General features: G+C 67.2%; 18 protein-coding genes and 1 pseudogene. 13 read left to right on the top strand and 6 right to left on the bottom strand.

Features of this window, described 5'->3' with window-relative positions:
• Positions 1-1884 precede the first annotated feature (1884 nt).
• From ADL03_RS27460 to ADL03_RS50295, 5 genes are all read left to right on the top strand, one after another.
• Positions 1885-4341, top strand: coding sequence for a CRISPR-associated helicase/endonuclease Cas3 (locus tag ADL03_RS27460; RefSeq protein WP_053736444.1), 2457 nt, complete (start codon positions 1885-1887; stop codon positions 4339-4341).
• Positions 4338-6536: a type I-U CRISPR-associated protein Csx17 gene (csx17, locus tag ADL03_RS27455; RefSeq protein ID WP_063798725.1), complete on the top strand. Its 2199-nt coding sequence runs from the start codon at positions 4338-4340 to the stop codon at positions 6534-6536. The genes ADL03_RS27460 and csx17 overlap by 4 nt, the downstream gene beginning before the upstream one ends.
• Complete coding sequence (gene cas7u, locus ADL03_RS27450; protein ID WP_053736442.1) at positions 6533-7489, top strand: type I-U CRISPR-associated RAMP protein Csb1/Cas7u; 957 nt, start codon at positions 6533-6535, stop codon at positions 7487-7489. Before csx17 ends, cas7u begins: the two co-directional genes overlap by 4 nt.
• 4 nt (positions 7490-7493) lie before the next feature.
• Positions 7494-8912, top strand: a complete 1419-nt coding sequence (gene csb2, locus ADL03_RS27445) for a type I-U CRISPR-associated protein Csb2 (protein WP_053736441.1) — start codon at positions 7494-7496, stop codon at positions 8910-8912.
• Positions 8913-9855: 943 nt separating this feature from the next.
• Positions 9856-9987: a hypothetical protein gene (locus tag ADL03_RS50295; protein ID WP_255353413.1), complete on the top strand. Its 132-nt coding sequence runs from the start codon at positions 9856-9858 to the stop codon at positions 9985-9987.
• Between the two features lie 82 nt (positions 9988-10069).
• Here the strand turns inward: ADL03_RS50295 and ADL03_RS27440 are convergent, their stop codons facing one another.
• The gene (locus ADL03_RS27440) at positions 10070-10990 is read right to left on the bottom strand and encodes a hypothetical protein (protein WP_157529341.1); all 921 of its coding nucleotides are present in this window, start codon (positions 10988-10990) and stop codon (positions 10070-10072) included.
• A 59-nt stretch (positions 10991-11049) separates the two neighbouring features.
• Positions 11050-11376, bottom strand: a complete 327-nt coding sequence (locus ADL03_RS47470; RefSeq protein ID WP_157529339.1) for a hypothetical protein — start codon at positions 11374-11376, stop codon at positions 11050-11052.
• Between the two features lie 406 nt (positions 11377-11782).
• Here ADL03_RS47470 and ADL03_RS27435 point away from each other — a divergent pair, with 406 nt between their 5' ends.
• Positions 11783-12814 carry a hypothetical protein gene (locus ADL03_RS27435; RefSeq protein ID WP_063798727.1) on the top strand — a complete coding sequence of 344 codons (1032 nt, stop codon included), beginning with the start codon at positions 11783-11785 and terminating at the stop codon, positions 12812-12814.
• A 358-nt stretch (positions 12815-13172) separates the two neighbouring features.
• Here ADL03_RS27435 and ADL03_RS49815 read toward each other — a convergent pair.
• The 3 genes and pseudogenes from ADL03_RS49815 to ADL03_RS27425 form a co-directional block, all read right to left on the bottom strand.
• Positions 13173-13334: pseudogene (locus tag ADL03_RS49815) on the bottom strand (peptide-methionine (S)-S-oxide reductase); the annotation flags it as partial.
• A gap of 21 nt (positions 13335-13355) precedes the next feature.
• On the bottom strand, positions 13356-13838 hold the full coding sequence (locus ADL03_RS27430) for a hypothetical protein (protein WP_053736438.1): 483 nt from the start codon (positions 13836-13838) through the stop codon (positions 13356-13358).
• 135 nt (positions 13839-13973) lie between these two features.
• Positions 13974-14324 (bottom strand): toll/interleukin-1 receptor domain-containing protein, encoded by a 351-nt coding sequence (locus ADL03_RS27425; protein WP_053736437.1) that lies wholly within the window; start codon positions 14322-14324, stop codon positions 13974-13976.
• A gap of 67 nt (positions 14325-14391) precedes the next feature.
• Between ADL03_RS27425 and ADL03_RS27420 the strand changes: the two genes are divergently transcribed.
• From ADL03_RS27420 to ADL03_RS27410, 3 genes are all read left to right on the top strand, one after another.
• Positions 14392-14685, top strand: a complete 294-nt coding sequence (locus ADL03_RS27420) for a hypothetical protein (RefSeq protein ID WP_053736436.1) — start codon at positions 14392-14394, stop codon at positions 14683-14685.
• A 92-nt stretch (positions 14686-14777) separates the two neighbouring features.
• Positions 14778-15182: a hypothetical protein gene (locus ADL03_RS27415; protein ID WP_053736435.1), complete on the top strand. Its 405-nt coding sequence runs from the start codon at positions 14778-14780 to the stop codon at positions 15180-15182.
• A 291-nt stretch (positions 15183-15473) separates the two neighbouring features.
• A complete protein-coding gene (locus ADL03_RS27410; RefSeq protein WP_157529337.1) occupies positions 15474-16220 on the top strand; it encodes a hypothetical protein in 747 nt (248 codons plus the stop codon).
• 302 nt (positions 16221-16522) lie between these two features.
• Here ADL03_RS27410 and ADL03_RS27405 read toward each other — a convergent pair whose 3' ends face one another.
• Positions 16523-18154 carry a pentapeptide repeat-containing protein gene (locus ADL03_RS27405; protein ID WP_197288693.1) on the bottom strand — a complete coding sequence of 544 codons (1632 nt, stop codon included), beginning with the start codon at positions 18152-18154 and terminating at the stop codon, positions 16523-16525.
• An 837-nt stretch (positions 18155-18991) separates the two neighbouring features.
• On the opposite strand from ADL03_RS27405, the gene ADL03_RS27400 reads away from it, so the two are divergent.
• From ADL03_RS27400 to ADL03_RS27390, 4 genes are all read left to right on the top strand, one after another.
• Positions 18992-19945, top strand: coding sequence for a hypothetical protein (locus ADL03_RS27400; protein WP_053736432.1), 954 nt, complete (start codon positions 18992-18994; stop codon positions 19943-19945).
• Positions 19946-19973: 28 nt separating this feature from the next.
• Positions 19974-20318, top strand: coding sequence for a hypothetical protein (locus ADL03_RS47465; protein WP_157529335.1), 345 nt, complete (start codon positions 19974-19976; stop codon positions 20316-20318).
• Positions 20319-20561: 243 nt separating this feature from the next.
• Complete coding sequence (locus tag ADL03_RS27395; RefSeq protein ID WP_053736431.1) at positions 20562-21113, top strand: hypothetical protein; 552 nt, start codon at positions 20562-20564, stop codon at positions 21111-21113.
• 68 nt (positions 21114-21181) lie between these two features.
• Positions 21182-22579, top strand: coding sequence for a triacylglycerol lipase (locus ADL03_RS27390; RefSeq protein ID WP_053736430.1), 1398 nt, complete (start codon positions 21182-21184; stop codon positions 22577-22579).
• Positions 22580-22590: the final 11 nt, after the last annotated feature.

Raw genomic sequence — 22590 nt, 5'->3', positions numbered from 1 at the left:
GACCGCGCCCTCGTGGTCGAGAAGGTGCGCAGGCTGTTCGCGCTTCAACGGAGCCCGGCGGTCCTGACCTGGACGACGCTGTCGAGCTGCTGATCGAGCACGACACGTGGCTGCGGCCTCAACGGAGCCCGGCCGTTCTGACCGGGGCGACCAGATCCAGGCGCTGTGGCCCACGACCGGGAACATCATGCCTCAACGGAGCTGGGTCGTTCCGGCCAGGGAGCCAGGGGTCGGAACGACCGAGGCGACCAACTCGGATCCGAGCCGTGTGGGCGTCTACTTCACGCCTCAATGGAGCCCGGTCGTTCCGACCGGGACGACGGTGGATGTGGGTGCTCGCGAGCATCGCCGCCGCCATGCCTCAACGGAGCCCGGCCGTTCGGACCAGGACGACACGGTAGGGGGCCTGGATCGGGGGTACGGGCTGTGAGGCCTCAACGGAGCCCGATCGTTCCGACCGGGGCGAACCGTCGGCGACTATGACAGCACCGAAGAGCTCTACTGGCCTCAACGGAGCCCGGCCGTTTCCGGCCGGGATGACTCTGTGAATAAATGGACGCGCTTCGCGCGACGCATCGAAGCCTCAACGGAGCCCGGTCATTCCGACCGGGGCGCCTAGCTCGGCAACTGCTCGCCGTTGATCAGCGCGTCACGGCCTCAACAGAGCCCAGTAGTTGCGACCGGGGCGGCCGCCGCCGAGATGGACGGCTATCCGCTGATCATCACGCCGCCTCAACAGAGCCCAGTAGTTGCGACCGGGGCGACATGTTTCCCCTGTTCGCAGGCCTGAGCGGCATGGGCTGGCCTCAACGGAGCCCAGTCGTTCCGACCGGGATGACACACGGCTTCGCTGCATCGAGAGAACGCTCCACCCTGCCGCCTTAACGGAGCCCGGTCGTTCCGACCGGGGTGACTCGATCTACCGCCAGGCACGCGGACTGCGCGACACCGTGGCGCCTCAACGGAGCCTGGGTCGTTCCGACCGGGGCCACGATGCTGCGTGGTGTCGATGGCATCCCTCTCGCGATGCCTCAACGGAGCCCGGTCGGTTCGACCTGGGCGACATACGACCAGGCCCCCACGCCGCCATGTTTCGACGTGCCTCAACGGAGCCCGATTGTTCCGACCGAGGCGACACTGGCCTGTGCCAGGACATGACGTCGGACGGTGCGCCTCACGGGGCCCGGTCGTTCCGACCGGGCGACGGCGATCGCGGACGGCACTGTCGTCCTGCACTTCATCGACCCGCCTCAGCGGAGTCCGGTCGTTCGGATCGGGACGACCTGCGGTTGTCTAAAGCGACTAGCTGGGACGGATGGCCGATCAGGGCCTGCTGATCGAGAAGCCTCACGTCGAGGCGGTAGGCGCCTCAATGGAGCCCGATCGTTCCGTGACCGGGGCGACGACACCGTACCGACGAGCGCACTGCCACCGCTGGCGATGCCTCAACGGAGCCGGTCATTCCGACCGGGACGACGTGGCGCGCAGTCGGTGGCCGGGTTCGGACCGGACTCGGTGTCTCAACGGAGCCCGGCCGTTCCGACCGGGGTGACTCCAGGCCGCCGGGCTGTCCATCGACCTGGATCGGTACGCGCCTCAACGGAGCCCGATCGTTCCGACCGGGGTGCCCATGGGCCCGGACATAGTGTGGGCCATGGCTGAGCAGCCTCAACGGAGCCTGGTCGTTCCGACCTGGGTGACTGCTCGTTGTATTCGTAGGGTGTGACCTGGGGATTCTAGATCGCTGTCCGACCGGCTCTGATTCGATTGCTGGACGGGCCGCCTGGGGTCGTGGGCCTGTTGTTCACTCGATCGGGTGATGTGGCGTCGTGGAGTCGGTCGGATGGGCCGAAATTGTCAGACCCCGTCGTAACACTGCGGGCTATGTCGGCAGAGAAGGAAGTGACGGTGCGTCCCAGGGTCGGATGCAGCTTCGATGAGTTCGTGGCGCGGGTGTGCCGGAACGGTCCGGATGAGGATCCGTTTGTGCCGTACGACTATCAGCGTCGGCTGGCGGTGAACGGGTTGCCGGAGTTGTTGCGGGTGCCGACGGGTACGGGCAAGACGCTGGCCGCGGTGTTGCCGTGGCTGTACCGCCGGCGCTTCCACCAGGACGAAGAGGTTCGTGAGGCCACGCCGCGTCGTCTGGTGGTGGTGTTGCCGCAACGAGCGCTGGTGGAACAAACGGCGCGTTCGGTGCGGGCGTGGCTGGTCGGCGCGGGACTGGCGAGCGAACCGGATCTCCTAGAGGAGCTCGATGACGCGGTCGGGTTGCATGTGTTGCTGGGCGGGGCGTCAACCGATGACCGGTTGTGGAAGATGTATCCGGAGCGTGAGTCGGTCATCGTCGGTACTCAGGACATCGTGTTGTCGCGGTTGCTGATGCGTGGGTATGCCGAGCAGCGGGCGTCGTGGCCGGTGGCGTTCGGGTTGCTGCACGCGGATACCCAGTTCGTGTTCGACGAGGTGCAGTTGATGGGGCCGGCATTTCCGACCTCGTTGCAGTTGCAGGGGTTGCGGTCCCGGTTGGGGACGGTGTTGCCGGTGCGGTCGATGTGGATGTCGGCGACCGTGGACGAGACCGCTCTGGCCACGGCCGACTACAGCGGCCCTTCCTCTGTCGTGGACTTGGAAGATGAGGATCGGGCTGGGCCGTTGCGGGTGCGGCTGGAGGCGACGCGGCTTATTCGCCGCGGCGAGGTCGGTGATGATCCCGCGAAGTATCCGGCGGAGCTGGCCGCGTTGGTGGTGGCACAGCATCGGCCTGGCACGCGGACGCTGGTGGTGCTCAACACCGTGGAACGGGCCCGGCAGGTGTTCGCCGCGGTGAGCGCGCTGGCGCCGGCCGCGGAGCTGGTGTTGCTGCATTCGCGGTTCCGGCCCGCTGATCGGGCCCGCCAGACCGAGCAGGCACTCGCTGCACCCGATGCCGCCGGCCGCATCGTGATGGCGACGCAGGTTCTTGAGGCGGGTATCGACACGACGTCGTCGGTGCTGGTGACCGAGGTGGCTCCGTGGTCTTCGATCGTGCAGCGTGCGGGCCGCTGTAACCGTGATGGTCGGGCCGGGGACGCGACGGTGATCTGGGTGCGTCCGGCGGGCAGGAATGCCGCCGCGCCCTACGCCGAGGAGAATGTCCAGGCCGCGGAGGAAACGCTGCGGGCGCTGGAGGGCATGCGGGTCACGAGTGCCGAGCTGACGCAGCGGGGGACTGAGCCGTTTCGGCCGGTGTATCCGCAGCTGCGGTTGCGGGATCTGCGCGGGTTGTTCGATACGGCGGCGGACATGTCGGGCAACGACCTGGACGTGAGCCAGTGGATCCGTGACGCCGACGAGAACACGGTCTCGCTGGCGTGGCGCACGATCCCGCGCGTGCTCGACGACTGGAGTTTTCCGGCGCGGGAGGAGTTGTGCCCGGTGCCGGTAGCGAGTCTGCGTGCATGGCTGCGCACCCACGCCGTGTGGTGCTACGACAATGCCACCTCGCGGTGGCGGCCGGCTCGCGGGGCCGATATCCGGCCGGGTGCAACGTATATCGCTGATGCCGCGCAGGGCGGGTACCTGGCGGAGCAGGGCTGGTGCCCCGAGTCGAAGGCCCCTGTTACACCGGTCGCGACTCACGACGATGAGCGCTCCGACGGTGCCCGCGAGGACCGGTCCACCACGGTTGGCCGGTGGGTGACGCTGGCTGAGCACCTCGATGATGTGGAACGTGAGGTCGCCGCGTTGTGGGGCAGGCTGGCGGGAGCCGATCTGTCCGAGCAGTTGCGGCAGGCTGCGGTGCTCGCGGGCCGCTACCACGATCTGGGCAAGGCCCATCCGGTGTTTGACGCGTCGTTGCGCGCGATCGCGGGCGATGCGTGGCCGGGGCAGGGGCCGTGGGCGAAGTCCGGCACGCGCCAGCGGTTGCGGCACGGTCGCGACTATTTCCGGCATGAGCTGGTCAGCGCGTTGATGCTGCTGGATTCCGGGGCGGGTGTGCTGTCCGGGGCGAGTGAGCCCGAGCTAGTGACGTATCTGGTGGCCGCGCATCACGGCAAGGTGCGCGTGACGGTCCGGTCGATGCCCGATGAGCAGACCACCGTGCTCGGTGTCGGTCATCCCGACGACGGCCCGACACTGCCGTTCACCCTGACCGACGGCACCGTGATCCCCGAGATCAAGCTGGATCTCGACCGGTTGCAGGTAGGGGCGCACCACGGCCCGTCCTGGACGGAGCTGGCCGCGCGGCTGCGCGACCGCGCGGATCTCGGCCCCTTCCGCCTCGGCTTTCTCGAGGCACTGGTGCGGGTGGCGGACTGGCGGGCCAGCAGGTCCTACGAGCAGGAGCCGGCCGCGTGAACCGCATCGCCTTGCCCGGTTGCCGTACCGAACCATTGGGCTCCTACCTGCAGGGATTGGGTCTGTGGCGCTGCCTGACCAGGCTGATCGACCCACATGCCCGTGCCGGCTGGGAATCCGGGCACCTCGTCCTCACCACGGCCGCCGTGTCCGATGTGGACGAACTAGCACAACGGTTGGTGGCGGGGTTCGAGCCGCTGCCGATCGTGTCGCCGTGGAACGGCGGCTCCGGCTTCGCCGGTAACGGCAAGAGCGCGACCGCCGAACGGACCCTGCAGGCCATCCGTGACTCTCATGAACCACGGCTCGCTGGAGTGCGGGCCGCGGTGGTCGCGGCGGACACGGTCGTGGCCGAAGGCCGGCGCCGCGGCTGGGGCGGTAGCAAGGACGAGCTGTGGGACAAGGCCCGCAAGCCCGACGTGCTGACGCTGGCGCGTAACCGGCTGCCGGACGAGGCGCTGGCGTGGCTGGACGCCGCGGTGGTGCTGGGCGCCACGGGCGATCCGGTGTACAGCAGGCTGCTGGGCACCGGCGGCAACTTCGGCCGCCAGGACCTGTCCGCGACCTACCTGCACCGCGCCCTGGCCATCGTGGAAACGCCACGCCGCGACTGGTTGCACGCCGCCCTCACCGGCGCGGAGAACGTGCCCTACGAACGCGACGCCGTGGGACAGTTCGACCCCGGCCGGGCCGGGGGCGTGCAGTCCTCCCCGTTCGAGAAACTCGACGACAAGGGATTCGTCAACCCCTGGTCCTGGCTTCTGACCGTCGAGGGCACCCTGCTCTTCGCCAGCGCGGTCGTGCGGCGCCTGGGCGCGGACACCAGCCAGGCCGCTATTCCGTTCATGGTGCGTTCCAGCCCTGTCGGCTACCCCAGCAGTGCCGCCGCGGAGAACGTCATGGGCGAGATGTGGGCACCGTTGTGGAACCGTCCCGCCGCTCTGACCGAGATTGAGCAGCTGCTCGGTGAGGGCATGGCGGACTGGTGCGGTTCCGCCGCGCGCACCGGGCTGGACTTCGTCCGCGCGATCGGCGCACTCGGTGTCGACCGCGGCATCACCGCCTTCGTCCGGCACGTGTTCGTCGAACGCCTCGGCCAGAGCCCCCTCGCCGTGCCCGCCGGTCGGATCCAGGTGCGGGAACGTCCGGAAGTCATGCTGCTGGCCCCACTCGACACCTGGACGGCACGACTGCGCGGCGACTCCTCAGCCGCGGTGCAGACCGCGCTACGCGAACTGGACACCGCCCAGTTCGCACTGGGCACCGGCCAGCCACACGCGGCACCACGAGTCCTCGTCGCACTCGGGCGGCTACACGAGACCGTCGCTCGGTCCGGCGCCGCCCGCGCGGCCACCGGCACACCACTGGTGCTGCCCGGCGCCCGCGAGTGGCTCACCGCGGCCGGAACCGGCCTGCCCGAGCTCCGCCTCGCTGCCGCACTCGCCTCCGGCCGCGACAAGACCAGGCCTGGTCTCACCCTGCGAGCGCTGTTCATCCCAGAGGAGACTAAGCCCCGGCACACGCGCCCACAGTGGACCGATCGGCCGTCGCTGGTGTCGCTGGGTGCGGGTGCGATCGCTGCACTGGCCGCCGCTCATCGCCGCCGCGCGCGAGCCGTCCCCGAGCCCGACGGGGACATCGATCCCGCGGTCGGCGGCGTGCTCAGCACGTTTCGCTACGCCGTGCGGGCGCCGCTGGACGACGTGACCGCCCTGGCCACCGGCCGCGTCGACGAACTCCTGCTCGGCGACTACCTCAAAGCCCTGATCCTGCTGGACTGGAGCGACACCGCCGGGATACGTCTGCCCGCACCACCGCACGTCGGGCTGCTGCCCGCGGTACGGGCACCACAGGAACTACGGGTGATCGCCCCGTTCTTCAGCGCTGATCCGCTGCAGCTGCGGCTGCGCGAGGACCAGCCGCTTCCCGCACCGGTGCCGCTACGCCCCGGCCCCGACTGGATCCCCCAGCTCGAAGCCGGCCGCGTCAACGCCGTCGCCCAAGACGCACGGCACCGTATGCGGATCGCAGGCATCCGCTGCCTGCCCGGCCCGCCCAGCCACCTCGACGGCCACCGCGTTGCCGCCGCACTGCTCGTCCCTCTCGCTCCGGCGACGCGCGAAAGCCTCGTGCGCGCCGTCGCCGACCTGCCCCCGAACCCCCGCGTTGTTGCTGTTGAAGGAGAAACCGCGTGAGTCCCCACCGACTCGTCTATGACGTCGACCTCGAACCCTTGCTGGGCAGCACCTTCCAGCCCACCGGGTTTCCCGATCTCGGCGCGGCCACCTTCGACCGCTTCACCGGCACCACCACCGAGCCCGCACTGCTGGTGGAGTCGGTCCAGTCCATGGCCAACCGGCTCGAAGCCACGGCCTGGGATAGCGGCACGCACCAACCCCACACTGCCGTCACCGGCCTGCCGCATGTGCGCGTCGAACGCGCCGGAACCGGTGAGTTCCTGACCTCCAGCCGGCTGGAGGCCCACCGCCTGGCCTCCCCGTTCGTCCGCGAGGCCATCCTGGAGGGCACTAAGATGACCCAGGTCATCGCGCAGCGCCTCGGCCTGGCCAAGGACACCCCGCTCAACTTCCCTCACATGGCTGCCGCCCTGGCAGCCATGGACCCGTTCTGTCTGCTGCACGGCGTGTTCTTCGCCCACAAGGAATGGCTGGGCCAGCCCCGCTTCCCCCGTGCGACCTCCGCGGTCATCGAGGCCCGCAATGTGCGCCGCGCGCCCTCAGGTGGCCGCAAGGCCGACCGCGTCCGCCACCAGCTCGACAAGGACGGCACCGGCGGCACGTCCGAAGGCTACGGCTCCGTTCCCTTCCATCGGCTGGAATGGACCGCCGAACGCATCGTCGCCTCGTTCGTCGTCGACACCGCCCTGCTGCGCTCCTACGGACTGCCAGACCCCGCGGTGGCCATGCTGGAAACCCTCGCGCTGTGGGAGATCCGCTCCCTGCTCACCGGCGGCCTGCGCCTGCGCACCGCCTGCGACCTCGACCTCGCCGGCGACATCACGCCCCGCCGCAACACCCCGGCACTGCCCGACCTCGACACGCTCACCGACCAGCTCGCCAAACACATCACCGACGCCGCCGACACCCTCGGCACCGGCGAGCCGATCGTCGTGCAGTGGAAGGGCTGAACCTTTGGCCACCACCCTCGTGGTCCGATTCATCCTGGGCCGCTACCACGCCACCCCCTGGGGCAGCCACGTCAACGAAGGCGCCGTCGAACTCCCACCCTCACCCTGGCGGCTGCTACGCGCTCTGTACGCGACCTGGAAAACCCGCCTGCCCCACCACCTCGACGACACCACCGTGCACGGCCTGCTCACCGCCCTCGCTACCCCACCGACCTATTTTGTCCCCCCGCACCAGGTCAGCCACACCCGCCACTACTACCCCGACACCAAACACCGCACCGGCGCCGCCAGCACCGACCGCACCCTCGACGCCTTCGCCGTCCTCGACCCCGACGCCGAACTCGCCATCCGCTGGAACACCACTCTCACCGAAGAACAACACAAAGCCCTGACACAGCTCGCCGAAGCACTGCCCTACCTCGGCCGCGCCGACAGCCTCTGCGACGCCCGCGTCGACCCCGACTGGCAGCCCACCACCGACCATCACGTCAGCTCCGCCTGCGACATCAGCGACTTCATTCCCGACAGCATGGACACGATCTCCCTGCTGTGCCCCGACCCCGACGTACCGCTGGACTTCGAACAACTGCTGGCCCGCCCGGTTGACATCCGCGCCGGCAAACTGCTCTACCCGAGATCCACCAAGCTCATCGCCTACCTGCAATCCCACCCGATTGCCCCGGCCACCCCCACCGCGCTGGCCCCCACCAGCTCCCCCGAGCCAGTCACCACACTGCGGTTCGCCGTGCTCGACCCACAGGCGCCTTCGATCACTGACACGGTCGTGCTGACCAGCCGGCTACGCGCCACCGCGATCAAAGCCCTCGACAACCACCCACAACTACGGTTGTTCGCCGGCAAGAACGATGCCGGTGGCCATCTCGAAAACCACCAGCACCCGCACTACCTCGCTCTTCCAGACAAGAGCGGCCGCGCCGCCGAACTGGCCATCTGGATCCCCCAAGGCTGCGCGGAGGACGTTGTAGCGTTGCTGCACAAAGAAGTCCGGCGACTCTACGGCCCTCCCGGTGCGCCCGGCCCGGACACCACCAGGATCACACTTACCGGCTACGGCACCGCCGACAACCTCCTACCCGAATACACCCGGCCGAGCCGCACCTGGATCTCAACCACACCCTTCCTGCCCACCGGCCACCTAAAGAAGGACTGGCACTGGTTCGTCCGCAACCGCATCATCAAGGAACTCGCTTACCGAGGACACCCCCAACCATCCACAGTGGAGCTCCTACAGGACCCACAGTTCCGCTTCACCACCCACCGTCCCGGCCAGAAACGTCACCACGGTGCACCACCCGCCTGGGTCCGCATCACGTTCCCTCAGCCCACTCACGGTCCCATCGCGCTCGGCGATCTCAGCCACTTCGGACTCGGCCTCTTCCAGGCCGACCCAGCCCGCCAATGACACCAAGCCGACCGGCAGCACACATCTGCAACGGCGGTGAGAAACAGATCCACTGAGCCGTGCCGTCGGTCTCGTCGCCGGTCGGCACGGCTCAGTGGACCTGCCTACCGCAGCCAATCCTCGGCCATCGCCCGCAGCGACCTCTGTGGAAGAGGCGGACGCGGTGCGTCGTGGGCGCTCACCGCGCGGGGATCGCCTGTTCGCTGACGCCGTCGCCACCACCGCATGAGCCCCACGGTAGAGCCCCGTGAACATGAGGAGGCCCGGCGCGCCTGGGGGTGCACACCGGACCTGCTCCCAGCATCGCACGGCCCGCTCCACCTGTTACACGAACCCGCGCGCTGCGGCAGCCGTCAGGCGGATCCCGCCCGCCGCTGAGACACTGCCCTAATGGCGAAGCGGCAGGTAGGGGTCGTGCGAGTGGCAGCGTCGTCGTTCGGGCGCTGCTGGATCTGCGGGCTTTCCGCAGTCAGCGGAGAGAAGCTCCCTGGCCGCCGTCACAAGGTGCGGCTGCTGTGCCGCCGACACGATGAACTCACCTTCGGCACGGCTACCCAACCTCCGGCCAGCTCAACGTGAAAGCGGTAAGCCACGCCATCAGGTTCGCTGGTAGAAGCGTCGTGGCCAGGCGCGGAGCGTGAGCTTGTGTCCGCCGCTTTTCTGGAACAGCTACGCGCGTTGCGTGCCGACGCCGTGCGCCAGCGGCAGGACCTCGTACTCCGACGCGACCTGATTCTCTGCCGTCAGGAGCAGGCGTTGATCGACACTGAGGTTCGGGTCGGCCAAACGCTAGTGCGCGTTCCTACTCCTAGGGCTCGCAGCCGACCCAGGTGACGATCGCGACTGCGTCAGCGACGATCGTGGAGAGCGCCACCCTGGCGCCGGAGTGTGCAGCCTTGTCCACCATCCTGGCCTCGGCTCGGTCTTCGCGGCCGGGAGCGTCATGTCGCTGTCCGCCGCGGTGTTGTCGTTGCCGTGCCCGACCTGGCTTCCGCGCACCGCCGCGCCGTTGCCGGCCGCGGTCTGCGAACCGACCGCATGGCGGTTGTACGACCTGCGCTGCGGGCGTGGCTGACCATCCGCCGGGTCCGATGTGGACTTCGCAGCCGTACCGGTGTTTCGTGTTCTGTAGGCGCCGGCGTCGCGAGCGGGCGGGCCTACACCGTGTAGAGCTCGTCGACGGCGGTGATGGTGCGGGCGACGCCGGCGTCGTGCATCGCGCGGCCGCGGTGTTGCCCGTTGCCGTAGGAGAGTCGGCCGTTGTCCTCGTGCTCCAGGACGATCGGGTCGAGGAACAGGCTCTGCACGGCTTGCCGCTGCCAGCCCGTGATGCCCGCCGCGTCCACCGCCTCACACAACTCCACCGGCCATTCGCCGGGATCTGCGCTGGTCATTGGTGTGGTGGCGAGCAGGCGCAGCGCTGTGGCGTTCGCGGTTCGCCAGTCCCCGCCGTGATACCAGCAGCAGCTTGCCGGTGCCGGTGCAGGCCGTAGGCGGGCCAGCAGGTGCCGCCATCGCCGATGTCGCATCGGGGGCATGCACCTGCGAGCGCGGAACGGCTTTCCCGGTGGGAAATTCGCGACTGGCGTGATGATGAACTTCGTGCGGTAGACCGGCTTCGAGGCAGGGGCAGGGCGTTGACCACGCCTCAGGTCAACGTCGGCACCGACGAGCCGCTGCAGGTCGGTCGGGTCAATGACGTCCCAGATGGCGTCGGACAGGGTGTAGTCGGTGCCGACGTCGAAGGCGACAAGCGCGAGCATCGTGGAGTCCTGCATCTGCATGTTCTGCACCCACAGCGGCGGTTCGGCGGCCTTAGTGAAGTGAGTACGCCAGACGCTGGCCGCGTACCGCTCCGCGCCGTTGACCAGCGAACACCCTTCGCTGGTCGCGTCCTGGGTGACGATCACGACCGGCCGCAGCCCGTCGGCGGTGTAGATCTGCAACCGGAACGAGCCCAACCGCCTGTCCCTGACCGTCACCTCGTGCACTGGCACATCGAGGACACGGGTGCGCGCACCCGCGTCCTCGGCGAGTACCTGGCGCGAGCGACGGTGTGTGCGGGCGCGATCGGTCACGGCTGATCCCCCCTGCGTTGTCGGCATTCGTCCGGCAAAACGCGGCTCGCTTTCGCCGGCTATATGCGCGGCTCGGCCGGAGGTGTTGGCTCCCCGCCGATCGCAGGTGGTAGTCCTTGTTGGCCCGGTCCCGGTTGTGCAGGCGGGCTCATTTGGTTACCACCGGACGGCGGCCCCTGCCAGAAGATGTCTACGAGCGCTCGTGCCAGTCGACCCGGAAGCTGTGCTACCTCGATGAGCGTCCCGGTGACCAGCTCGCGCAACGCGAGCATCACGATCTTCTTGCCTTCATCAGAGTCGGTGCCTCGAAGCACGATCGCGAGAAGCACGCCGAGTCCGGCGAAGACACTAAGCAGGATGGCGCAAACGCCAAAGACAATGACCACAAGTGCAGTCTATGCGGACAGACCTCTTCCCCAGAGTTGCAACTTTATCATGCCGAGCCAGTTGAGGCGTTCTCTTTCACCCCATCGAGCGACCATTCCTCTCTAGACATGCCCTAATGGGTGACATGCAAATTCGCCATCAAGTGCTTTACCTGGTTTTTTCAGCTAGTCCGCTTCGATAGGAATATGCGGAAAAAAAGCGATGTGTCGCTGGTCACATAGTCGCCGATCTCCCGTGGCGGCCACGGCAAACGGTGCCGCATGTCGCGTGGCGAGGCGCGGTCGACGGCGCCGTCAAGGATCGCAGAGGAACTCGGTCGTCATCTGGTTACGCGGTTTCGGGCTGTTACATGGCGCCGGGTGCTGGCGACTCCCTCTGTGGATGGTGCGGGTGGAAGGGGTACTGGTGGCCTTGTTCGAGATGACGGCCGATGCGTTGCAGGCGATACCGCCAACGGATTTCACCGCTGAGGGAATCTGGGAACGACGCGATCTACAGCGCCTGCTACGCGACAACATCGCCGCGGTCGACGAGAGCCTCCTGGTTATCGCCGAGGAATTCGGCGACTTCGAGGGGAGCGACCGGCGCATCGACCTGTTGTGCATCGATCGCGACGCCCGCGTCGTCGTGGTGGAGCTCAAACGCACCTACCACGGCGGTCATATGGATCTACAGGCGTTGCGATACGCCGCCATGGTGTCGTCCCTGACGTTCGACCAAGTAGTAGACGTGTTCGAGCGGCATCTGGCGCGCGTGAGCCCCGATCGGCAAGGACAGGGGCGGCAAACCCTGACCGACTGGCTCGACGACACCGACGAGCTGTCCGGAGACGTGCGCATCGTGCTGGTATCCGCCGGATTCGGCGCAGAGATCACCACAACCGTCCTGTGGCTCACCACCACCTACGCCCTCGACATCACCTGCATCAGGCTGACACCGCACCGAGTAGACGACCGGATCCTGCTGGACATCACCCAGCTGATCCCACTGTCCGAAGCTGAGGAGTTCACCATCCGGCTGCGCCACCGTGAACAAGCAGCCCGCACGGCGAGCAGCGGACGAGACTGGGCCCAGTACGTGATCGCAACCCCGCCCGAAGAGTCGAAACCGCTTCGGAAACGCTGGGCCATCCTCGAACTGGTGCAAAGACTGCACTCGGCCGGTGTGCCGATGACCGCCATCGCCGACGTCATACCTGGTTCACGGATCATCTCGGCGCCAGGGATCCTCGACGGCCCCGACCTCATCGAGCAGTTCACCCAGAAGTACAAGAGTTTCGGCAACAACATCCACAAATGGTTCACCGACCACCCGATCCACGACCACGATGCCACCTGGCTGGTCTCCAACGCCTGGGGCCGGCAAACCGCCCCCACCCTCGACCGGCTCGTCGAACTCGCACCCAACCAAGACTTCAGCTACCGAGCAGCGCCCTAACCACCTCGGACAGTGCCACGCCACGAGGACGCCGTACTGCTGATCGATGGCCCACGCCAGCGCCAACCTCGACGCGCTCAGGACCTGGGTTCCGCGTTCACACAGGCCGATCGCCGAGTACGTGAACAGCCGCCAGTGGGTGTTCTTCGGCTGACGGCCGGTCTTCGCATGTTCGGCCGAGGTGTGCGGCTGCATGTACGCCCGGATGTCGCGGCGGGGCGCGCCGGGGCCGTAGTCGAGTGCGGGAGTGGGGTTGCCGTACTGGTCTTCGAGTCCTAAAGGCGGATGGCGGCGAGGTCGTGGTGGAACGCCACACCGTCCCCTTCTTCCAGATCGTGGGGGTGAGACGTGGCGTTCTCTACCTCTCGCCGAGCTGCCATTCCGGCCTCACGTGGTGGCACGTGTAACCGTTCGGGTACCGCTCCAGGTTGCCCTGGTGCTCCGGCTCGGCCTCCCAGAGTTAGGTGGCCTGGAGCACCTCCGTGACGACCTTGCCCGGCCACGTCCCGGAGTCGTCGACGTAGGTGCGCGATCCTCGGCGCTAATTGATCAGTCGGTGCAGCGTTGGGCTGATGTCGTGCACCTTCACACCCCCGAAGGTTCGGCTCGTCCCGACAAGCCCCTGGTCCTCTAGATTCCGGAGCAGCTGGTCGACGATGAGCTCGTCTGTAGCTGCCTGTGTGGCAAGGTCGGCCAGTGCGCTCCGGTCTTTCGGTGGGTCATTGATGAGCGCCGCGATGATTCGTTTGTGCACCTCGTCGATGTCCGGCACCACCGCAGTGATCCCGATGGTGTAGCCGAAGCGAGTGAGCTCGTAGTGTGACACATGATCGTTGGCGCGGAGCTGGACGTTCACATAGTCGGCCCGAGCAATCGCATCCAGTGACTCCATGAGGGCTTCACCGGTGAGGCCGGCCTGGCTGACGCGCGACTTCACGGCTGTCCAGTCCAACGGCAGGGTGTACCCCGTGTTGATGGCCTCGCGGATCGTTTCCGCGAGGAGCAGAGTGTCGGCGGGGGTCAAGCCGCTGATCGCGATGGTCGGCGTGCTGTAGGCGGGCCGCGGAGCAACAGCCGGACGCGGATCATGATCATGGATCGTGTGGGCGATGCGCTCCGCGGTTAGCTGAATGCTCGCAGGGGTTCGCTCTGCATTCAGTCAAGCCAGGTGCAGCAGTGGTGCCGGCATCTCGACGTCGTCGAGTCGGATGGGGATGAGGCGAGTGCCTTGCGTGATCCGTCGCACGGCCGCGTTGTCAAGTTCCTCGCGCACCCAAGGCTTGGAGACCGACAGAGCCGAGACGATCACGATGACTGCCTGGCTCCGTGCCAAGCCCTCGTCGAACAGCTTTTGGATGAGGCTGTCGCCGGGCTTGATCTCCCACTTGTCCAACCATGGCTGGACACCGCGTCGAGCCAGCTCCCGCGCGAGCGGCTCAGCGAAAGTGCTCTTGTCCTCGCTGGCGTGGGACAGGAAGGCAAGCGGAGCGCCAGCGTTTACATCGGTCACATGGCAAGCATGACGGACGCCGCCCGGTACCGACCTCGGTGAATTCGCGCCACCAGAACCGGACCCGATGATGGCCAACTTCATCGGGCGTCTGGATGGCAACGGCGAGGAACGAACGATGATCTATCGCCGCCTCAAGGAGGTAGCCCACAGCTTCGGCATCACGTCCACCACACCGGAAGGTCCGGCGAACCTCCTGGAAGACGCGCGCGAGATGTTCGCGCTGTTGTTCTACCGATACAAGATGCTCACGACAGCGGCGGCCGCCCCGATTTTCGCGGTTGAGGACGCGCTGAAGCTACGGCTCACAACAACGAGTCCTTCCACGCGAACATCCAGCGGGCCGAGCAACAAGGCTTGATCAGCACCGAGAAGGCCGATGTGGTTGATGCCGGCCGCCAAATCCGCAACAACTACATCCACGACTGAAAGTGCCCCCAGTGGAGTTTCGGCATGGCCTACCACGGCATCGGCGCGTCGTACCGGCTGGTGAGTGAGTTGTCCCGGAGCCTGCGCGTCCGGACGATGCTTGAGCCGACGCCCTCAGGTGAACTTGGTGCCCGGTGCAGGCGAGCCCAGGCCTACCTCGACCTCATCGAGACCGGCCACGGCGCCCGGCTCGACATCGAGCTGACCGGCTGGTCGTTGTCCGTCGGCGAGGTGCGCATCCCCGTCGGCCCGCTGTCCGCCGCGTTCACTCTCCGCCGGATCACCGACGCCGCCGAGGTCGTCGCGGCCCTAAAGGTTGGCAACCAGCTCGTGCCCGTGGGACATCGCTCCCATACCCGGATCCACTGTGCTCAGCCGCCAAACCCCTTTCTCCGAACCCTGACCCCGGCACGCGTTGAGGCCAGGTGACCTCGTGATGGGGTCGCAGCACTGGCACCCACCGACCACGTGTGCATGACCGCGCTTCGGCGGCGCCACCGTGGTCTTCGAAGCGGCCGCGCGATTGACACGCAGTGCGGTGCGGTTCGGCGCGGAGCCTGGCCGTGCCCGGCGTCCCTGATGCCGGCATTCGCCATGTCCCATGGCACGACGACGTTCACGCCGACCTCAAGTCTGCGGTGACGTGCTGGCCGACCAGTTTCTGTCGGTGGCTTGCGGTACTACTGCCCCATCGCGCTCACTGCGGACAAGGAGAGCAGCATGCTGCGCAGCGTTGCCGACCAGGCAGGACGACGAGCACGGGCATCGGAGCAGGGACGCCTGCGGCTGCAACGAGCCGCCGAACTGCGCCGCGACCGCGACTGGGCGTGGCTGGCCGCTGCCTTTGGACAGCCGTTTCGGGGATGGAACGACGGCCAGGACCTCTACCTCGATCGGTTGATGCAGTTCTGGGACAAAGGAGAACTTGCAGTCGGCCGGATCGACGTCGGCAGCAGGCCAGGGCCGGACGCCAACCGTGCCGGCAACCAGGCCGCACTCAATGTGCTGTCCGAGTTCGACGCCGACTACCCGGACGACCCGCCCGGCTTCTCCGCGTTCGTCGATCCCGACCAGCGCCTCGACCCCTACGGGGACGGCTCGTTCCGCTGGTCCGGGGAGATCCAGCTCGGCATTGGCGTCCCCAACCGCCCCCAGGCCGCGGCCTGGGCGCACATCGGCCCGCTGGGGGAGGGGATGACGGTCCCGCTGGAGATCGGGCACACCGACACCCAGACCACCTACATGCATCTCGTGCAGGGCATCGGGCTCGCACGCTGGGCCTACGGCTCGGAGGAAATCGTGCTGCTCGTGCCGTCGACCTTCGTCCGGGAGGCCTCGCTCGCGGACGACCCCGCGGTCCGCTGGAAGCCGGACCCCATGCAGCGTCCCTTCGGCGCCTTCGTCCGCATGCTCACGGCGGCAGATTCCCCGAAGCCAGCAGATCAGCAGGAACCGGACCGCGGGTAAGGCGCGCATTCGAAGGCCGCTCCTGGCTGGGCTGACATCGCCACGTCACCCTCGTCTCGGTCGCGCAGGCCATCTGCACGCAGCTGCACCGCACCCCAAAAGCCCTCGCGCGGGGGTGACCCTCTACACCGTCCTGCGCGAACTCCACCCCTCACTCGCAACCTGGGCCGGCGTCTGCCATACCTGCCGACAACCCGTTCAGGCCAAACGAGAGCCACCCCAGATCACCTGGCCGCCCAGCTGAGGTGCAATACGGCCTCCGCAGGCTTGCCGGGAAGGTGTCGGTGAGAGGCCGCGGCGGCTTACCGCTTGACTCGAGCGCGGATGGCCAGCGCGGCGAGAGCGATTAGCAGTGGCCCGAGCAGCCTCCCGCTGTTCACCGTCCACCGGCCGGCGGTGGTGAGTTGCTGGTCGGTGTCGCGGAAAACCACCGACCCGAGAGCGACGCGCGCGGCCCGCTCGGCTCGGTCCAGGGTCCAGAGCCGGTCGGGCGGAGGTAGGAGTATCGGTGGTGTGCGCACCTCGACGACGAGTTCGCGAGGTGCGTCGGCAGCATGAGCAGGTTGCAGGGTTCCCGTCATCCGCTGGGCAGGACCGGTGGTATCGGGCAGCCCGAAAGTCATCAGCAGCACGGTAAGTACGGTGACCAAGGCGAGCAGCCAAGCCAGTGCGCGTCCGGCGCGCAACCCGTAGCCGGACAGCACTCGATACAAAGTCAGGACGAGCCGTTCAATGATCGTCTGTGTGCCGCGCTTCCGGGCGCCGCGTCGGCGTGCTTCCATCTCGCCGTAGTAGAAGTCGCCGGCGCCGGGTTCGTCCTTGGCGTCCTCCCGGGCTTTGCGCAGCGCCCGGTACAGCACGGCCACCTGGTCGTCGGTGGCTCGTCGACTCGCCGGTCCGCGGGGATCCCGGTCGGTGCCCAGCGCCTCGGTGGGTCCGAGACGGGCGACCAATTCATCGAGCAGCATCTCGCGGCCGACCGGACGGTCGCCACGGGAACACCACCGCCACAACGCCTGCCACCACCTCGGCGTGCGTGGTTGCCAGCGTGCGAGACGGTGGCGTTCGGGCCGGGCGAACGCCACCGTTCCGCCCATGCGGAGCTGGTCCAGGTTGATCGCGCCTGTGAACAGGCAGCGCCCCAGGTCCACATCAGTGACGGTGAGGTCGGCGACGTCGGCATCGGCGAGGGACAGCAGCCGCGGCAGGTCGGCACCGCGACCGGCGGCGGTTGCGGTGCTCACCGCCGTGCCGTGATCGACGTGCGGGATGTCGCCGGTGACGGTGGACGGCGCGCCGAGGCGGACGCCGGTCAAACTGAGGGTCGACACCAAGGCTGAGCAGTGCAGCAGCCGCACGGCCACCCCGTCGTCGAAGCGAGCGTGGTCGGCAATGCAGCTGCCCGCGATGTGCACGGTGGCCCGCTTGACGAACTCCGCCTGCGCCAGGTCCAAGCTGGGGGTCGTGATCGGATCCAGGTGAGCCGAGCCGGAGAACGTCGCGCCGGTGAGGACCACGGCCGAGCTCGCGGCCACGTCGTGGAAGTACGCGGAACCGGTGAAGGCTGCGTTGTTGAACGACGCCGTGCCGTTGAACCGCGTCCCCAGGAACCAGGCGTCGTGGCCGAACTCGACCTGGTCAAAGCTCGCGGTGTCGAACCGAGTGTGCTGGAAGAACACTCGACCGTGGAAGCGTGTGCCGGTGAACACCGCATCGGCTTCGAAGCGCGCGTCGGAGAGGTCGACGTAGTCATCCTGGGGGTGGTTGAAGCCCCCGAAGACCTTCGCGGAGAAGTTGGCGTGACCGGTGAAGACGCACTTCCGGAGGGACCAGCTCAGCGCTGGCGCGTCCTCGTCTGGCAGGTATTGGAGCACCAGCCCGAAGGTCTCGTTGAGCAGCTGCTCGTCAAAAGTCGTGCCGCGCAGGTCGACCACGACATGAGCACCGGTCAGCGTCACCGTCAGCGTGCGCAGCATCGATTCGATCGCGGCCTTGCGCGCTTCCTTGTCGCGCAGGTGGCGCAGGCAGTACCCGTCCTGGTTACGGCGCCCTGCCGGGACCGCGTCGCACCCGTCGCGCAGGCAGGTGTGCTGCCACTGATCGGGCAGTCGCCGGTGCAGGCCGTGGGCGAGTCGGAGGGAGGACTCCCACGGGGCGCTCACCGGTGCCGCTCGCCCTCGTCGGCGCCGACCTGCTCCGGCGATCCGGCCATCATGGCTTCCTCTGTGCGGTACGGCCACGCGACGTGCTCAGCGAACCGTGCGACGCCGCGCACGGCCGGGCCTTTCCGCCTGCACCCGGCCGGGTCGGGGCTACCAGCACTCGGGTTCTCCGTCCACCTCGTGCACGCGGCCCTGGTATTCGACTCGTTCGCGTGCGCTGATCGAGTCCAGGGTGAACACCCACCGCGTACCGGTGACGGCCTGGCGGCCGGGGCTCGGCGGTGGTGGTGCTGGTGCGGGGTTGCAGCATCCCGCGCACGAGTCAGCTCGGCTGCGAAAGCCGAGACGGAGCCTGACGTGCACGTTCATCGACGTTCCTGTGTCGGCGGTAAGAGCGGTTCTGCACCAGTAACTGCGCTTCTCGACCAGACACGAACCCCTCACCCCGAGAAATCTTGACCATGATCGAGGCGAAGCGCGCGTCGTGCTGCCAGCTGTCTCGGCTCCTCCGTCGCAATGAGTGACAATTCCGCATCTTCTAGACCTTTCGGTGCAACGTTATAGCCTATCCGGGCGATGAGCCGGTATGGGTGATCAAACGAGTACACGATGAGCGCGCCGGCCGGGCCCGCACCGGCCGACACCAGCGACACGGCGCTCTATCAGCTGAAACGGTTCTCCGAGGCTGCGGACAAGATCCGATCGAATGCGACGACCGCGGCCAAGACGCTTGGCGGGCTGGGTACTGCGGGCATCGCGGCGGTAGGGGTCGCCAAGTTCAGCGACGTCTTCCCGCTGCCCGGCGGCGGTGACAGCCGGGCTGTCCTACTCGGCATCGCGGTCATCGTGGGTTTCGCCTTGATGCTGGGCGCCGTCCTGCTGCTCACCGGCAGGATCTGGTACGTCAGCGAGCCGGTCTTCACCACCTCCGACATCGGCACCATGGTGCGCTTGGGATCGGTGACTGAAGGCGAACGCCCTTTGGTTGACGCGGTCTACAAGGAGACCGTGGACCTCAACTTCACGCCCACCGAGCCGGTGCGGTCGCTCAAGGCGTACGAGGCCAAGGCGATCGACCTGGAGAGGGAGGCCGCCGGGAAACCGGTGGCGGAGCGACCGGAGCTGCTCGCCCAGGCGACCGCGATCCGCAACGACATCCGCGCCACCCAGGCACGCGCGGCCACGCTAGTCATCCGGAAGCGGGCGGCGGCCATCGGGACCGTGGCCAGGCTGAGCGCGCCGGTGATCTTGTTCGCGACCGGCCTGGCGATGGCCAACCTCAGCGCCGACGGGCTCGACGCCTGGAGGGCCACCGACAAGAAGGTCGCCACGGTGAAGGCCTGCGCCGACGCCGTCGAGGCACTCACGAAGAACAAGATCTCGATGGACGAGCTGCCGCCCGGCTGCGGCAAACCGGCGCCGTCCGCCGCCCAGACCGCCGACATACTCACCGGCCTGATGACCCGCTACACAACCCAATGCGTCAACGCCACCGCCGGCACACAGGACTGCGTAGCGGTCTTGGACGCGATCGGCAAGGCGGCTGCCAACGCCACGCCCTGAGTTACACATTGCCGTGCACCCTTCCGACGTGCACGGCTCCGCCGCCCGGCCGCTGATTCGTGGCGGCACCAGTGCCCGCATTGGCAGGCGCAAAGGCTGGAAGCGCCGCACGATCGCCGACGCGTCGGCAGCCGGGCTGACCACGATGGCGCTGACGGCGTTCCTCGCGCGCCCGGACCTAGTCGTCACGATCATGACGGTGCGCCTAATTCTCTCTAGTTGCCGTGATATGGCTGGTTCGCAGGGAGTCGCGCAAGAACGGCACATGGCCTGGCTTACGCAGGGCCAGGTGTCGGGCCCTCGCACGGCTGATCGACGACGCCGACGACACGGCTGGTTGACGCTGGCGCCCGCTTCGTGGTCACGCTGGTGAGCGACCCCAACCGCAGCCGCCGCGGCGGCTGCGGTTCGGCCGGGGTGAGTTCGTCGCGGCCGGGCAGTACGGAGTCCGTACCGAGGTGCTTGCAGGTGCTTGATGCGACTTTCTTGGGCTGCAGGAAGATTTGTCGTATCAGTTGAGTAACGGCCGCTACGTTTTGGCGTCGTACGCCGATCGAGCTTATGTTGCTGAACATGCCGTCAGGCGATCGTTCTCGACTGAAAGAAGGATCTATCCGTGGCGGACCGCTTGCCCGCGCTGATCGCCGTCTACCAAAGCGACCGCGCCGACCGCGTTACTACTCTCACCGTCAGCCTCGCCACGATGGGGGCCGCGGTCACCTATCTGGTCGGCACCATCGCCTTCTACGACAAGCTGGACCTGCTCGGCTGGGCGCTCAGCCTGCTGCCGTTCCCTCTGGTCTGCATCATGGCGTTCCACTCGCAGCTGCTCAATCTGGCGGCTGTCCGCGCTCGGTCCATCCTTACCCTCGAACGTGAAATATTTTGTGGTGGTGGGCCCTCTGGTGTCGGTGTCACCGCGACCGAATTCGCCATTAATGTCCACACGGCGCCCGCGCCGCATCGCATCTCCACGCTGATCGCCTATGGTGGCGTCGGGTTGATCAACATGACCTATCTCGTGCTCATGCTCGTCAAGGCCTGTAGCCACATCCACGGCTGGGTCGCGGTGCCCGCACTTCTCTACGCCGCGCTTCTCGTGCCGATCGCGGCTGCCTGGCGACTCAGCGCCATCAACCTGGATCCCCGGGAGATCGTGACGGACTGAGCGAGCCTGCGTGCCGCAGAGTCGTTTGTTGCCTAAGATCTGTCGTTCAATGCGAGAGGTAGGACAGCATGGGGGACAGGTTGCCGTTCAGGGACCTGGTGGTGGTGCTACCAGGCATCGGAGGGAGCGTCCTGGAATCACCGGCCGGGCCGCTCTGGGACCCGTCCTACGGCTATGCCGGCTCGTTGCTGCGTGGACATCACGACCTGCTGGAAGCGCTGGCTGGCGAACCCGAATCTCTGGACGACCCCGAGCATCCTGGTGACGTCACGGCGAGCCGGCTGATCGGCACCCCGGTGACCCTCCCGGGACTTGCGAAGATCAACCAGTATCGGGCGCTGCGGAAGGCGCTTACAGATGCGTTCGATCTCGTTGAGGGTGATCCGCGAGACGACGAAGGTGCTCCGGCCAACTACTTCGAGTTCGCCTACGACTGGCGACGCGACAACAGGGTGTCGGCGGCGCAGCTCAAGCAGTTGATCGACCGCGAACTCCCCAAATGGGAGTCAGGGCTGGCCTCCGGCAGGGCGAAAACTGTGCTCATCTGCCACAGCATGGGCGGCCTCGTCGCAAAGTACTACCTGGACGTGCTCGGTGGTTGGGACCGATGCCGTGCCCTGATCACCTATGGCACACCGTTCCGCGGAGCGATCAAGGCACTGTCCTTTCTTTCGGACGGGTTCAAACTTCTTGGCCTCGAGATCCGGCCGGTGACCGAACTACTTCGCCGATACACCTCCGTCTATCAGCTACTTCCCCGGTACGAGGCGATCGATGTCGACGGCACTCGTCGCCGCCTGGCGGACATCACGCACGACCTTGGGGGCCTCGATGTCGCCCGGGCGCGCCGAGCCTACGAAGACTTCCACCTGCCGCTGGGGAGCCCCGGCGACGCCCGGATCATGCCTGTGGTCGGCTACGGGCACCGCACCTTGCAATCCGCCGTCCTCAGAGCGGCAGCGGTGACTTGCGGGTACGAGGCGCTGTCCCCGGAAATTCCGGGAGGAGACGGAACGGTGCCCGCAGTCTCCGCCCTCCCCGTCGAGCTGTCGGAGGCCGGACCGTGGAGGTTCCAGAACAACAAGCACTCTTCCATGCATACCAAAGCGACGGCCTTGCAACGGCTGGTCCAGACGTTGTCCCTGTACTCGGGAAATGCGCGGTCACTGCAGAATCCGGACGACGACAAGGTCACTCATCAAAGCGCGATACCGGACGGGCCATCGGTCGACCTGCGCATGGGCGACGTTCACCTGGTCGGCGAACCGGTGCGGTTCGAGTGTGTGCTCAGCGATCCTTCGGTAACCGAACCACCGCGCGTGACGATGAGTGGAACTGCAGAGGTGGTGAGGACTGAGACCGGTGAGGGCTACGCCTACACCGTGACCGGGCTGAGACCAGGGGCGTACGAAATCGCGGTGAACTGGGCAGGCTGCTCCGTCTCCGACGTCCTCGAGGTCTCCTGAAACGGTGGCCG

This window comes from Nocardia sp. NRRL S-836 (genome assembly GCF_001279525.1).
In the GTDB taxonomy this organism is placed as follows: domain Bacteria; phylum Actinomycetota; class Actinomycetes; order Mycobacteriales; family Pseudonocardiaceae; genus Lentzea.
The sequence above is the reverse complement of the archived record's forward strand: the minus strand, read 5'-3'. Positions and strand labels throughout refer to the sequence as shown.